Below are 14332 nucleotides of genomic sequence, written 5' to 3' on the forward strand. Positions count from 1 at the left end.
CTCATTCGGTGATGAGCCGGTCGATCTCCGCCGCCAGCTCGGCGGGGGAGGCCGTGTCGGCGCGGACCCGGTGCACGCGCACCGTCTCCAGGGACGTCAGGGCGGAGTCGTAGCCGTCGCGGATCCGCGACAACAGGTCGTGGCTTTCGTGCAGCTCGGCGGGCTTGCCGCGCTCGCGGACGCGCCGCCGCGCCTCCGCCACGTCCACGTCGAGGTGGATCACGACGTCGGGGAGGCAGACGCCGAGCCGGGCCGCGAGCGCCGCCGGCCGCTCGGCCGCCGGGAGGTCGGCGAGCCGGACGAGGCCGGCGGCGACGGTGGTGAGGTCGGGCGCGCCGCCGAGCCGCCGCCCGAGCCGCTCGCACCAGGCGAGGGCCGCCGCGACGTCGGCCGGGTCCAGGGACGCCAGGTGCCCGCGGAGCCGCGCCGGGCGGTCCGGGCCGGTGACGCGCCCGATGGCGTCCCGGTACATCGGGAGGTAGGCGAGGCCGTCGACGACCGGGTGCCGCTCGGACAGGACGACCCGCGCGCCCATCTCGCCGACGAAGAACCGTTCGGTCACGGCGAAGGTGCACATCTGGAGATAGAGGACGGCGAGCTTCAGCTCGGGCGCGCCGAGCCGGTCGGCGTCGCGCGACAGCGACTCCAGATGCCGGGACAGGCCGTGCAGCGGGCCGTCGGGGTTCTCGTGGGCGCGCAGGCAGGACAGGGCGGCGCGGTCGCCGCGCCGTCCCGCCCGCGCGCCGGTGAGCAGCCGCAGCACCGTGGACTTCCCCGACCCGTCGATGCCGACCAGCGCGGCGCGGAGCACGTCAGCGGGCACCGACGGCCTCCTCCGCGCGGTCCTCCAGCTCCAGCAGGCGCAGGGCCGCGGGGACGAGGTGCCCCAGGAACGGCAGCTCGCGGTGCGTGTGCGCCATCAGGTACATCTGGAGCCGGGTGATGGAGAAGTCCCAGAGCGCCAGCCGGTACCCCTCCCGCCAGGCGGCGCGGCCCGGCACCGCGGCGCCCGCGTCCCGGACGGCCTCCCGGTGCAGGTCGAGGAGGTCCGCCACGTCGTCCTCCCCCGCGTCGGCGGGCAGGACGTAGGCGAGCAGCTCGACCAGGTCGCGCTGCGGGACGTGCAGGGTCGCCAGCTCCCAGTCGTAGGCGACCAGGTCGAGGTCGGCGGCGCGCAGCGCGATGTTGCGCGGGTTGAAATCGTTGTGGACGAGGGTGCGCGGCAGGCGTTCGAGGCGCGCCCACCAGTCGCCGGCGGAGCCGATGATCCGCAGGAGGCGGCGCAGGACGCCCGGGGTGATCCAGTGGGGGTGCTCGGCGGCGTTGTGCTCGGCCAGCGCCGTCCACAGCGGGCCCATCGCCGCCATCCGCCGGGCGGACTGGACGCGGCCGAGCCAGCCGAGGCCGGTCAGCTCGTCCTCGCGGCCGAGCCAGGCGGCATGGACGCGGGCGATCCCGCGGACGGCGGCGCGGACGTGCTCACCGCGCCACAGCCCGGGGCGGTCGGCGGCGTCCATCAGGATCACGTCGGGGCCGAGCCGTTCCATCAGGATCACGTACGCCTCGCGGGCGGGATCGACGTGCACGCCGTACACGGCGGGCTGGACCCCGGTCAGGGCGGGGTCGCCGCTGCGGTAGAGGGCGGCCTCGCGGGTGTGGACGTCCTTGAAGCCCGTCCAGTCGCGCCACGTGGCGTACAGGTCGGCGAGCGTCCCGCCGGACAGCGCCGCCAGCTTGGCCGCCTCGATGATCACCTCGTCGTCCAGCGGCTTGACCTTCGCGACCAGGTCCAGCCGCCCGGCGGTGCCGTCGGGGGCGGTGTAGGCGACGTTGAGCGGGAAGAGCCCGGTCAGCTTGCGGGACTCCCCGCGCGCGGCGATCTCGGTGAGCAGCCCGGACGGCGCGTCGCCGGGCAGCACCGTCACCTCGGACACCTTCAGCCCCGGCGACTCCATCGCCTCGGCCAGCAGGGGTTGCAGGAGCGGCGCGCCCAGGTCGGCGCGGGTCAGCCAGTCGACGCGGTGCGGGCGGCCGAGCCGCTCGTGGGCGTCGGCGAACTGGCCGCCGGTGACGGCCGCCATCGTGGACAGGTCCACGGCCAGCGCGAACCCGCAGATGATCTCCGCGAGGCGGCGCATGCCGCCGTCGCCCGCGCAGCCGAGGGCCTCCAGGTAGTCGCGCTGGCGGGGCAGCCCGGTGCCGCCGCCGACCGTCCCCACCAGCAGGCCGGGGAGGAGCAGGGTGGCGCGCAGCCCGTCGCCGTCGAGGCCGACGTAGAACAGGGCGCCGGACGACTCGTAGACGCCGGCGATGTCCTGGCCGGTGGCGGTGAACGCGGCGGCGATGACGTTGGCGGCGTCCACGTCGAACCCGATCATCCCGGACTGCTGCGCGGCCGGGACCGCGATCCGGTACGCCCGGTCGATCGCCTCGGGCGTGGTCTTGAGCACCGCCCGGACCGTCTCCCGGTCCAGCACGCACTCGGCGGCCACCCGGGTCCCCCGGCCCGCGATCATGTTCAGGTGGGTGAGCTTCTTGTCGCCGCTCATGTTGCCCTCGACGGCGAAGTACACCGGTGCCAGGCCGGGCGTCGCCGCGAGCCGGTCGTTGATCCACCGGCAGGCGTGCCAGGTCGCCGCCGTCGTCATGTTCTGCCCGCCCGCGTCGCCCGTCTCGTAGACGAAGCGCAGGTGCACGGCCCGGCCGATCTGGACGGGGTCCAGCCCGACGAGCCTGGAGTGCCGGGACACGGCGCCGACCTGCTCGGACAGCTCGGCGTGGCGGCCGGCCGCCCACCGGGCGAACCGGTCCGCGGCCGCGAGGCCGTCGAACTCGAACACCGGCGCCCGCGTCATGCGCTGCGCGATCACCCGCGTCTCGACGCCTCCGGCGCGGGTGAGGGCCTTGGCGCCGCGGGCCGCCGAGGCGACCAGGGCGCCCTCGGTGGTCGCGAGCGGGAGGGTGACCGGGCCGCGCGCCGCGTCGCCGCGGAACAGCAGCGGCCCGGCCAGCCCGACCGGGACCTCCACGGTGGCGACGTAGTTCTCGACGTTGCCCATCAGGTCGCGCGCGGGGATGCCCGCCCCGTCGAGCGTGCCCAGCGGCGCGCCGGTGGTGCGGCGCAGCCAGTCCAGGCGCGCGCGCCGGGCCGCCTCGGTGTACTGCCCGCGTCCGGGCATCTCCTCGATGCGCGCGCTCATCGCACTTCTCCCGTGCGCACTTCTCCGATGCGCACTTCTCCAGTGCGCGCTTCCTCGGACAGCCGGTCCCAGAGCGGCGAGGACGGCTGGAAGACCCGGTCCTTCACCCGCGGTGGCCGCTCACCCGCCTCGACTCGGCGCCGCCAGTCCTCGAAGAACAGCTCCGGCGAGACCGGGACGACGCCGGGCGGGCCGAGCGCCCCCTCGTCCCGGGCCCGCCCGTAGTCGGCCGACTCCTCGGCCAGCCGCGTGTCCAGGGCGTGGGTGAGGGCCCGCAGTTCGGTGTCGGCGACCCGTCCCTGGACGGCGACGGCCGCCTGGTGGGCCGGTGCCGCGGCCGGAGCGGGATCCAGCCGCCATGTCATGTTCCGGACCTCCAGCCCGGTGTCGGACACCGCGCCCGACAGGGCCCGCAGCACCTGATGCTCCCGGAGCCGCTCCCCCGCCGCCGACAGCGTCCCGTCCCGGCCCAGGTACTCGACGCGCGGCGTCCGGCCGACGAAGCCGGCCACCCGGACGACGTCGCGGGTCGCGCAGCGGTAGAGCCCGCCGACGTGCGACAGCACCACGTGGTAGTCGCGGTCCTTCTCCAGCTCGTGGGCCAGGAGCGTCGGCGACCCGCCGCGGACCTCGTCCTCGGCCGGGACGAACTCGTAGAAGCAGGACGGCGTCACCAGCGGCGCGGCGGTGAGGTGACGGTCCACGGGCGCGGCCAGCGGTCCCTCGCACGAGCCCAGCGGCGTCGGCAGCACCCGCACGCGCGGGCCGTACTCCTGCGCCACCCAGGGCAGGTAGAGCCGCGCGACGTAGGTGGTCCAGGCGAGCAGGACCTCCAGCCGGGGCCACAGGTCGCAGGGCCGGACGGTCCCGGAGCGGCGCGCCGCGTCCTCGATCAGCCGGGCGCGGGCCGGGTCGGGGTCGCGTAACGGCGTCCCGCCGAGCGTGCCGTCGTGGATCTCCTTGACGATCCTCGGCCACCACAGCCCGAGCTGGTACGGCAGCGCGGCGGCGATGGCCGGGTTGACCGCGACGACGGCGCGGACGTCGTGCTCGGCGGCCAGCCGCAGCCTGAGGTAGGTGCGTTCCCACGGGTCGCTCCCGTCGAACTCCTCGGGGAGCCTGCTCCAGGGGGCGCGGTTGCCGAGGCCGGTGGCGAGGTCCTCGCCGATCCGCTTGTAGTCGATCTGGCTCGGGCCGATGTGCGGCCGGCCGCCCTCGGTGCGTCCCATCCGGGAGTAGGGGTCCTGCCACAGGTTGAGGACGGAGTCGTCCGCGGCCGTCAGCCCCGGATGGTACTCGACCGCCGTCGCCAGCCCGGCGAAGTAGAACGGCAGGAAGCTCTGCCGCAGATAGCCCACGGTGACCGGAATCCGCTTCTCCACGCCGGTCGTGCCGCTGCTGGAGAAGTACACGATCGGGTCCTCGCTGGACAGGACGCCCGGCTCGCCGTTGATGACCCTGTCCAGCCAGGGCGCCAGCTCCTCATGCGCGCGGATCGGGACGGCGGCGCGGTAGTCGTCCGCGTTCCGGACGGAGGAGAACCCGTGGGTGCGGCCGAAGGCCGACTCCGCGTTCGCCTCGACCGCCGCGGCGAGGACGGCCGACTGCGCCGCCTCCGGATCGGCCAGCGCCTCGCGGAACCCGGCCAGCTCGGCGCGGGCGCGGCGGCGGAAGTCCGACGCCCTCCCGGCGGGGGTCGCGGACACGGTGGATCTCGTTGTCGATGACTGCATGTGCTCGGCCTTTCTGACACTGCTGATGGGCTACGGGCCGGGGCTTGCGGGCCGGGCGCGGGGCGCGGCGCTGCGACGCGGGGCACGGGGCGGAGCGACGGCGCGGGACGGCCACGGCGGCGGGGCTACAGGAAGACGTCGTCGAGGAGCAGGCGGGAGGGCCGGCGGCCACCCTTCTCAAGGATCCGGCAGGTCAGGGCGTAGGGGCTGACCCAGCCGGACGGGGTCAGGTGCGGACGCAGCTCCTCCGCGGGGCCGGTCCCGCCGTCCGCGCGGGTGAGGAGGGCGGACGCCCGGCCCATGGCGCGGCGGAGCAGCCGGAGGTCGAGCGGGACGCCCGCCTGCCGCTGCGACGTCGCGATGAAGTAGAGCCGCATCCCGAGCCGGTAGACGTCGGGGTCGACGTGGCGCAGGCAGAGCGCGGACAGCTCGTCCAGCGCGGTGCCCGCCCAGCCGCCCGCCTTGCTGGTCCCGGCGACCCCCGGAACGGGCACGCGGCCGAGCGCCAGCCGCGACGTGGCGGCCCCCAGGTGCCGGAGGATCCGCTCGACCAGCGCGTAGTCGGGGCCGATCCCCTCATCGTGGACGAGCAGGACCCGGTCGTGCCCGGCGATCTCCGGCACCAGGTCGCGCAGCACCATCAGCAGGTAGTTGGCGTGCCCGTCCTCGCCGACGACCATCCGCAGCGGCATCCCCCAGCGGGTGCCGTCCAGGTAGGCGGGCCCGCCGTACCGGCGGTGGTCCAGGCACAGGCCCCGGTCGGCGAGCATCGCGATCAGCTCGTCGGACGTCAGGCGGTAAGGGCGGTCGAGGAAGAACCCGGGATCGGTCACGTGGAGCAGGTCGAGCTGCTCCGCCCATGTCCGGAGGATCCGCAGGCTCGCGGGGTGGATCCACCCCCGCTCGGCCCGCTCCGCGTACGGCCGCAGGGCCGCGAACGGCGGCCTCGGCTCCGTGTGCGCCTTCACGTACAGCCCGCCCAGATCCTGCGCGGAATGGCGGCTGAAATCGATGTCACCGAATGTCCGGTCGAGATATTCCCAGTACCTCATCGTCTGCCCGGTCAGGCAGGCGGAGCGCGTGTTCCACAGAAACGTCACATCGCGGAGGGAGCGGGTGGCCCGGTACAGCACGTCCACCCACAGGAACCCTTTCGCATGGGTGGGCAAGATCGGTTTTGTCGGTGTGATCGTGATAGGCGCGATGAGTAATCGGCCCTCCCCGGCCTGGTCGTTCGAAATGACGGATCAGCTCCTTTCCAGAGTCAGCGTGCGTCCGCCGCCCGTCCGGCGGGGCGCGGTTCCGGCCGCGGGGGCCTCCGGACGTCCCGCACGCACAGCAGCGCGACGAGGCCCCCGGCCGCGGTGACGGCGGCGGCCACGGTGAAGAGACGGTCCAGGCCGGTGACCGACGCGTGCCGCAGGACGGCCGCGGCGGCGGGGGAGAGCCCGGTCCCGTCCAGCGCCTCACCGTCGGCGATGGCCGCGGCGACCCGCCCGGCCTCGTCCGCCGCGGCGGTCCCCCGCAGGTCGCGACCCGCCCGGACCGCGGCGGTGTGCTGGTAGGCCGCGCCCAGCGCCGACACGGCGAACGCCGTCCCCACCTGGCGGAGCGCCATGATGACCCCGCCGGCCATCCCCGCCCGGCGCGCGTCCACCCCGTGCACCGCGACCTGGTTGAGGACGGTCGAGCCGGCCCCCAGGCCGACGCCCGTCACCGCGAGCCCGCACATCACCACCGTCCACCCGGACGCGGCATCCAGCGCGGTGAGCAGCGCCAGGCCCGCCGAGGTGAACGCCGCCGTGCCGCCGACCGCCCACCGCGACGGCACCCGCCCGAGCAGGGGCGCCGAGAGCAGCGCCGACAGGAACGCCGCCACCCCGAACGGCAGCAGGCATGACCCCGTCCTCAGCGGGCCGAGCCCCCGGACCTGCTGCGCGTACAGCGCGAGGTAGGTCGCCGCCGCGACGCCCGCACCCTGGTTGAGCAGGGCTACCAGCGCGTTCGCGCCGTAGGTGCGGTCGGCGAACAACCGCAGGTCCACCACCGGGACGGCGACGCGCCGCTCGATGACGGCGAAGCAGGCCAGCAGCACGCAGGCCGCACCGAGCAGGACCGGCACGGGCGGGTCGTCCCAGCCGTCCTCGCCCGCCCTGACGCAGCCCGTCACCAGCGCGACGAGCGCGGCGGTCAGCGTCGCGGTCCCGGCCCAGTCGACCGGCCCCCCGCCGCGCTCCACCGGCCTGGGAAGCCGCCGCCACCCCGCGCGGAGCACGGCGACGCCGATCGGCACGTTGATCAGGAAGACGGCCCGCCATCCCGCCTGCTGGGCGAGGTACCCGCCCAGCAGCGGTCCGATCGCGATCGCGCTCGCCACCGTCGCGCCGAACACGCCCAGCGCGACGTCGCGGTCTCTTGTGGGGGGACGACCCCCCACACCCCCCGGAACTGCCCTGTCCCTTGTGGGGGGACGACCCCCCACACCCCCCGGAACTGCCTGTTGCCGCCGCTCCGGGAAGACGTCCGCGATCAGCGCGAGCGCGACGCCGAGCATCATCGCCGCGCCGGCGCCCTGCACCGCGCGGGCCACGGCCAGCCACCCGACCGCCGGCGCGCACCCGCAGGCCAGCGACGCCGCGCCGAACACGGCCGTGCCGCCCAGGAACACCGCCCGCCGCCCGAACCGGTCGCCGAGCGCGGCGGCGACCGGCAGCAGCGCCGCCAGCGGGACCACGTAGGCGTCGATCACCCACTGAAGTCCCGCGAGCCCCGCGTGCAGATCCCGCTGCACGTCGGCGAGCGCGACCGCGACGACGGTCATGTCGAGCACCATCATGAACGTCGTCGCGCACACGCACGCCAGCGCGGCGATCCGATGTGTCGGTCCCATCCCCCGGTCCCCTCGATGCCAGAGGCGGCGTCAGGTGTCCGGGGACCGCCGCGGGGGCCGGGCGTCCCGGCCTCCGCCTTCGCGCCTCACGGCCGACCGCCGGGCGCGCATGCAATTCTCACCAATGAACTTCATCGTCCGGACCAACCCCCGTCAGGTCCAGATCAGTTTGCAGTAAGAGCGCAAGGGCCTGCCAGGAGTTGACCCGATCAGGCCAGGATTGCGCATAGAAGAGTTGCGCATGATGCATTCCGGGCCATGATCCATCGACACTGTGACGAGTTATGCCCGCACCGTAGTCAGGGCCGACTGTTTCCCTGCCCATATCCCTCCGCCGAAATGGCGGAAAATGGCGGCCGGATCGTGGAGAGGGAATCGGGGACGGTCGTCGGCAGGGACACGGTCGTCTCGGGCAGAAGCATGATCCGCGCGGGCTCCGTGGACTCGTCGGCCCGGACGACGGTCAGCCCGACTCGGAGCCGCTCGCCGGGCGCGAGCCGGATGTGCACGGGGTAGACCTCCACGTGCAGCGTGAAGGGCACCCCCGGCTCGATGGGCAGTCCCCCGGTGTGCGTGTGCCAGGGGACGATGACGTCGCCGTCCTGGTCGAGCAGGCTCCGCTTGACGTCCACCTCCCGGTGCGACGCGCGGAGGCGGCCCTCGGTGACCGGGTGGACCCGCCCGTCCGGCCGGACGACCGACACGCGGGCGTGCACGTCGACGTCGGCGCAGCCGTCCCCGGCACGCAGGACGGCGCGGAGCCCGACGGGGCCGAGCAGCCTCGCGGGACGTTCGGCGGCGGTCAGGTCGAAGGTGGCCGACTCCCCCCACAGGCGCATCCCGGAGTTGGTGGTCGTGTCCACCATCGTGTCCACCGTGGACGGCGGCGGAGGGGGCGTGCTGGCGAGGCACGCCTCGACGGGAAGGGCGTGCTCCGCGCCGACGGGACGCCAGCGGGTCCAGGGGATCTCGTCGGCCGCGGGCCAGTCTCCGCGGACCTCCCAGTCGTCGGAGCCGAGGCAGGACAGGCGCACGTTGGCGCCCTCGGCGGTCGGGTCGGGGCCCTCCCCGCGCAGCCAGTGGCCGAGCCAGGACGCCAGCTCGCCGCTCTGCTCGTCCGACAGGAACGGCTCGTGGCTCCACGGGCCCACCACCAGCCGCTTCGGGCATCCCGCGTGCTGGAATCCGCGGACGGTGCCCCGCAGGAAGTAGTCGTACCAGCCGCCGAGGAACAGCGCCGGGACCTCGATCGCGGACAGGTCCGGCGTGCTGCGGTGGAACAGCTCCGTGTCGAAGTCCTCCCCGACGATCTCGCCGTAGAAGTTCCGCAGCCCCTCGCGGCGGGTGTCGGCGCGCTGCGCGGACATGAACGCCATCGCACCCCAGTTCGTGTGGGACGGGATCCCGCCGCGCTTCCACATGTCGCGGTAGAAGTCGGTCGGGGCGATCCACGGCGCGACGCACCGCAGGCCCTCGGGCCGCCGGGCGGCGATGAGCAGCTGGTTCAGGCCCGAGTACGAGCCGCCGATCATGGCCGTCCGGCCGTCGCAGAACTCCTGACGGGCCGTCCATTCGAGCAGCTCGACGCCGTCCTGGACCTCCCGCGGGGACAGGACGCCGTGGTAGGGGCCGGTCGAGCCGCCGATCCCGCGGACGTCGGCGATCAGCACCTCGTAGCCCTCGCGGACGGGCACCTGGAGCAGCTCCAGGTGCATCGCCGACTCCTTGCGGTACGGCGTGATGACCACGACCACGGGGGCCGGGCCGCGCGACGCCGCGTACCGCAGCACCGACAGGCGGGCCCCGTCGCTCATCGGCGCCTCCAGGAGCTCTGGAGCGGGGAGCGGGAAATCGATCGAGGGCATGGCGTACTCCTCGTCCGGCCGCGCGAGGGCCGGGTGGGGTCGGAAACGAGCAGGTGGGTGACAGGCGCGGGACGTCTCAGAAGAACCAGGCGGGCGCCTCGTGGCCACGGCCGGTGAAGTCGCCGAAGCGGCCGCCGAGGAAGGCCAGCGGCGGGCCGTCCCGGTCGCACGTCCGCTGGACGGCGCCGAGCACCACGACGTGGTCCCCGGCGGTGATCCGCCGCTCGACGGCGCATTCGAGGTGGGCGAGCGCGTCCGGGACGACCGGGACGTCGTGCTCGCCGTAGGTGAGCGGCAGCCCCGCGAAGTGGTCCTCGCCCCGTCCGGCGAACCGGCGCGCGATCGGCTCCTGGCGCGCGGCCAGGATCGACACGGCGAACCGCCCGGACGCGGCGACGGCGAGGGCCGTGCGGGCCCGCGCGCCGAAGCACACCAGGATCATCGGCGGCTCCAGCGACACCGACGTCAGCGAGTTGACGGTCATCCCGTGCGGGTCGCCGTCGGCGTCCAGCGTCGTGATGACGGCGACCCCGGTGGTGAAACGCCCCATGACGCGGCGCATGTCCGCGGGGTCGAGGACCCCGGGCCCGGTGGTCGGTGACATGACTGCCTCCCTCATACGCGGTAGCGGACCTCGAAGGTGAGGCAGCCGTCCTCGCTGCGCCACGGCCCGTGCTCCATGCCGGGCGGGCGGCAGGCGTACATCCCGGCGGTGAACGTCTCACCGAGCCGCAGGTCGGTGATCGAGCCCTCCAGGATGTAGACCTCCTCCCAGAAGTCGTGCGCCTGGACGCCGTTGGGCGTGGTGTCGGTGCCGGGCTCGAAGCGCAGCATCCGCGTGGCGACCCCGCCGCCGGCGTCGGCGGCGAGGATCCGCTCGGTCAGTTCGGGGACGTCCCCCGCGCAGGGCGTGAAGCCGACCTTCTCGGCGGGGAAGAACTCGTGTTCCGGCTTGGCCATGGGATTGGTGTCCGTTTCAGAACCGTGCCGCGTCAGGCGGCGGTGTCGGTGTAGCCGGCGAGGAACGCCTCGACGTCCGCGACGGCCTCCGGGTAGCCGAAGTTGCGGTAGGCGTAGCCCTTCGCGACGAACGGCGCGCCGGCGTAGAACATCTCGTACTGGTGGTGGCGTCCCGCGAACTCCGACCCGACCGCGTCCCAGACGAGCTTGAACAGCTTCACCCGGTCCACGGCCTCCACCCCCGGGGAGTGGACGTACCGGTCGATGTCCGCACGGATCGCCGGATCGTGCAGGTCGGCGACGCTCGACGGCAGTTGCAGCACCCCGCCGCCCGCGAGGTCGCGCAGGATCGCCAGGACCCGCGGGTACAGCTCGGCCTGGAGGCCCATCGCGCCGTAGACGGCCCGCGCGTTCGGCCGCCACATCCCGTTCCCGTCCGGCTCGGCCTTGTACTCGGCCGCGAGCACGGCGGACTCGACCAGCGACGCCAGCCCCGCCAGCTCGCCCAGCTTCTCCTGGACGCCCGGGATCCGGTCCACCCCGTTGACCGAGGCGATCTTCCCGGCGAGCCCGGCGATGAACCGCAGCTTCACCACGAAGCGGATCTGGGCCTGCCAGTTGCCGAGCACGTGCGCGCCGGTGGAGAAGAACTGGCGGCGCAGCCCGTCCACGTCCCGGTCCACGAACACCCGCTCCCACGGGACGAACACGTCGTCCAGCACGACCAGCGCGTCCGTCTCGTCGTAGCGCGTGGACAGCGGGTAGTCGTAGCCGCTGCCCGCCGTCGCGTACGGGCGGCGGCAGTACAGCTTCAGCCCGTCGGCCTCCACCGGGACGGTGAAGCCCACGGCGAAGTCGCGGTCGTCCGGCGTCAGCGGCTTGATGCAGGAGATGAAGATCTCGTCGGCGACGGCGGCGCCGGTGGCGAGCATCTGCGCGCCGCGCACCACGATCCCGTCCGGCCGCTCCTCGACGACCCCCGCCTGGATGAACTCCCCGTCCCACGCGTGCGCGGTCGTCGCCCGCGACACCTGCGGCGGGATGATCGCGTAGGAGACGTACAGGCTCTCCTCCAGCACCCGCCGGTGGTAGGCGGTGACGCCGGACGACAAATCCCGGCGGTCGGTGACGAACGACTCCGGCGACGACGCGAACGCCGAGATGAACGAGCCCACGTGGTCGGGGCTGCGGCCCACCCAGCCGTGCGTGTGCCGCGCCCACGTCTCGATCGCGTGGCGGCGGGCCGTGAGGTCCTCCCGGCTGCGCGGGATGGAGAACACCAGGTTGGCCTCGCCGCCCGTCTCCGGCGAGCGGTAGGTCATCCCGTTCGACGGGTCGGCCGCCAGGTCGAACAGCTCCGCCATCGTCCGCGCGATCGGCGCGAACGCCGGGTGGTCCGCGACGTCCTGCACCCGCTCGCCGTCGAGGTAGATCTCCCGCGAGTCCTTCAACGCCGCCAGGTACTCGGCTCCGGTGCGCATCAGGCCGTCCTCCATTTCGTCTCGTATTCACAGGTCAGAGTGGTCGCGCCGACGGTCAGCGCCAGCTGCCACCGGCGGCCCGGGACGAACGCGCCGCCGAGCAGCGGCAGCGTCCCGGCGAACACCACGACGTCCCCGTCCAGTTCGCCGAGCTCCTCCGCGAGCCGGGCCAGCAGGTCACGCGGGGTGCGCAGGGTCGCGAGCGTCCCCGCCTGGTAGGGCCGCCCGTCCACGGACGACTCGACGCGGATGCCGTCCCACGCGTCGCCGTCCGGCAGCTGGACGACCTCCCCGCCGAGCGGCTTCGGGCACGCGGCCTTCGACTCGGCGATCCCGGTCCGCTCGATGTCGCGGTCGGTGTGGTCGGACCCGACGCCCAGGTAGAGGCGGCCCTCGTGCCGGATCAGCACGGGCTCGACCTCGCCGGAGGTGTTGCCGCCGTCCACGGCGACCACCGGTTCCATGGTCAGCAGGGCGGGGTCCAGCCGGTAGAACGCGGGCACGGCCGGCGGCTCCGGCACGCCGATCGCCGCGAGCTCCTCGATGTGCGCGCGGACCGCCGCCTCGTCCCGCCCGGTGTACCCGGCGACGATCAGGTGCCGCGGCGCGCATTCCAGGTCCCCGGCGCCGAGACGCAGCCTCATGACCGCCGGTCCTTCAGGACGGGGAACTCCTCGCGCGTCCGGGTCACGATCCCCGGGTCGACGTCACAGCGCACGATCTCCTCCTTGTCGCCGCCCTCGGCGAGGACCGTCCCCCACGGGTCGACGACGCGCCCGGCGCCGCCCAGCTCCACGCCCCCCTGCGTGCCGACCGCGTTGCAGGACAGCAGCACGACCTGCTGCTCGACCGCCCGGCACTCGGTGAACAGCCGCCAGTGCCCCCGGCGCGCCGCGGGCCACGCCGCCGGTACCGCCACGGCCTGCGCGCCCGCGTCCACCAGGTCGCGCCACAGCTCGGGGAACCGCAGGTCATAGCAGGTCGTGGAGCCCAGCGGCCCCAGCGGCGACGCGGTCACCTCCACGCCCCGTCCGGGCGTCAGCAGCTCCGCCTCCCGCGACCGGTACCCGAACACGTGGATCTTCCGGTACGTGTGGACGATCGTCCCCTCCGGGTCGATGAGCACGGCCGTGTTGTGCAGCCGCCCCACAGGGGACCGTTCCAGAACACTGCCCAGATGCAGGAAACAGCCCAGCTCCCCGGCCCACTCCCGCGCCGCCGCCACGGTGTCCCCGTCCAGCGGCTCGGCCAGCTCCTCGTAGCGGTCGAACGCGAAGTAGCCCGGCAGCCACAGCTCGGGCAGCAGCACCAGCTCGGCGCCCGCCGCGTCCGCCACCATCTGCCCGACGCGCTCCCGCCGCCGCGCGGGCGGCTCGGACGCCGGGCTCTCCACCTGGACGAGCGCGACGCGGGTCATCGTCCGTCCCAGTTCGCCACGGCGGGGAGCCGCAGGACCCGCAGCGTCCCGCCCAGGTGCGCCGCGAGCGCCTCGGCCGCGCGCAGCGGGTCGGCGGCCCGGATCGCGTCCACGATCGCCGTGTGCTCCGACAGCACGACCCGCGCCCGGTCCTCCGCCGACGCGATGGCCCGCAGGCCCATCCGGACCTGCCGGTCGCGCAGCGACTCGTAGAACTCGGCCAGCACCGGATTGCCCGCCCGCGTGACGATCGCGCGGTGGAAGGCCCGGTCGCACTCGATGAATTCGACCGGATCGTCCAGCAGGCCCTGCTGCCGCTCGATCAGCGCGTCCAGCTCCGGCGCCAGCTCCTCGGCCAGCGGCGCCGCGCGGCGCACGCTCCAGTCCTCGACCAGCTCGCGGGCCTGCATCACCGCCTCGATCTCCGCGTCCGAGACGGGCGGCACGAACGCGCCCTTCTTCGGCATGATCTTCAGGAAGCCCTCGGTCTCCAGCCGCAGCAGCGCCTCCCGCACGGGCGTCCGCGACGTCCCGGTCGCCTCGCAGACCTCCGCCTCGGTCAGGAAGGTGCCCTCGTGCCGGGGCAACGACCCGATATGCCGCTTCAGCCAGCGGTACGTGACGTCCTGCGCACTTTCCCGCGCACCTTGCGTACGACTCATAGACGTAATGTATACATCACGTCGACATGAGGCACAAGAGCGGCGAACCCGCAGGTCAGCGAGCTGAAGGACGGCCTTCGCCCACTGCTACAGCGCTGCGGCCGCAGGCAGCGGGCCGGTGTCG

Annotated in this window: 12 protein-coding genes; all 12 read right to left on the bottom strand. The window is 74.1% G+C overall.

Annotation, left to right across the window (positions count from 1 at the left end; all coding sequences use genetic code 11):
• Window position 1: 1 nt before the first annotated feature.
• Window positions 2-823, bottom strand: a complete 822-nt coding sequence (locus AGRA3207_RS16225; protein WP_231335471.1) for a hypothetical protein — start codon at window positions 821-823, stop codon at window positions 2-4.
• On the bottom strand, window positions 813-3200 hold the full coding sequence (locus AGRA3207_RS16230) for a phosphotransferase (protein ID WP_231335472.1): 2388 nt from the start codon (window positions 3198-3200) through the stop codon (window positions 813-815). Before AGRA3207_RS16230 ends, AGRA3207_RS16225 begins: the two co-directional genes overlap by 11 nt.
• Window positions 3197-4906, bottom strand: coding sequence for a GH3 family acyl-acid amido synthetase (locus AGRA3207_RS16235; RefSeq protein WP_231335473.1), 1710 nt, complete (start codon window positions 4904-4906; stop codon window positions 3197-3199). The genes AGRA3207_RS16230 and AGRA3207_RS16235 overlap by 4 nt, the downstream gene beginning before the upstream one ends.
• Before the next feature lie 152 nt (window positions 4907-5058).
• Window positions 5059-6102, bottom strand: a complete 1044-nt coding sequence (locus AGRA3207_RS16240) for a hypothetical protein (protein ID WP_231335474.1) — start codon at window positions 6100-6102, stop codon at window positions 5059-5061.
• A 95-nt stretch (window positions 6103-6197) separates the two neighbouring features.
• Window positions 6198-7823, bottom strand: coding sequence for an MFS transporter (locus AGRA3207_RS16245; RefSeq protein WP_231335475.1), 1626 nt, complete (start codon window positions 7821-7823; stop codon window positions 6198-6200).
• A gap of 299 nt (window positions 7824-8122) precedes the next feature.
• Entirely contained in the window at window positions 8123-9688 is a 1566-nt protein-coding gene (locus AGRA3207_RS16250; protein WP_231335476.1) for a CocE/NonD family hydrolase, read from the bottom strand.
• Between the two features lie 76 nt (window positions 9689-9764).
• Window positions 9765-10292: a flavin reductase family protein gene (locus AGRA3207_RS16255; protein WP_231335477.1), complete on the bottom strand. Its 528-nt coding sequence runs from the start codon at window positions 10290-10292 to the stop codon at window positions 9765-9767.
• An 11-nt stretch (window positions 10293-10303) separates the two neighbouring features.
• Window positions 10304-10648 (bottom strand): cupin domain-containing protein, encoded by a 345-nt coding sequence (locus tag AGRA3207_RS16260; RefSeq protein WP_231335478.1) that lies wholly within the window; start codon window positions 10646-10648, stop codon window positions 10304-10306.
• Window positions 10649-10680: 32 nt separating this feature from the next.
• Window positions 10681-12129, bottom strand: a complete 1449-nt coding sequence (locus AGRA3207_RS16265) for a 4-hydroxyphenylacetate 3-hydroxylase family protein (RefSeq protein ID WP_231335479.1) — start codon at window positions 12127-12129, stop codon at window positions 10681-10683.
• Complete coding sequence (locus AGRA3207_RS16270) at window positions 12129-12773, bottom strand: DUF2848 family protein (RefSeq protein WP_231335480.1); 645 nt, start codon at window positions 12771-12773, stop codon at window positions 12129-12131. The genes AGRA3207_RS16265 and AGRA3207_RS16270 overlap by 1 nt, the downstream gene beginning before the upstream one ends.
• On the bottom strand, window positions 12770-13546 hold the full coding sequence (locus tag AGRA3207_RS16275) for a nitrilase-related carbon-nitrogen hydrolase (protein WP_231335481.1): 777 nt from the start codon (window positions 13544-13546) through the stop codon (window positions 12770-12772). The genes AGRA3207_RS16270 and AGRA3207_RS16275 overlap by 4 nt, the downstream gene beginning before the upstream one ends.
• Window positions 13543-14208, bottom strand: a complete 666-nt coding sequence (locus AGRA3207_RS16280; protein WP_231335482.1) for a GntR family transcriptional regulator — start codon at window positions 14206-14208, stop codon at window positions 13543-13545. Before AGRA3207_RS16280 ends, AGRA3207_RS16275 begins: the two co-directional genes overlap by 4 nt.
• Between the last annotated feature and the right edge of the window lie 124 nt (window positions 14209-14332).

The organism is Actinomadura graeca (assembly GCF_019175365.1).
Lineage (GTDB): Bacteria > Actinomycetota > Actinomycetes > Streptosporangiales > Streptosporangiaceae > Spirillospora > Spirillospora graeca.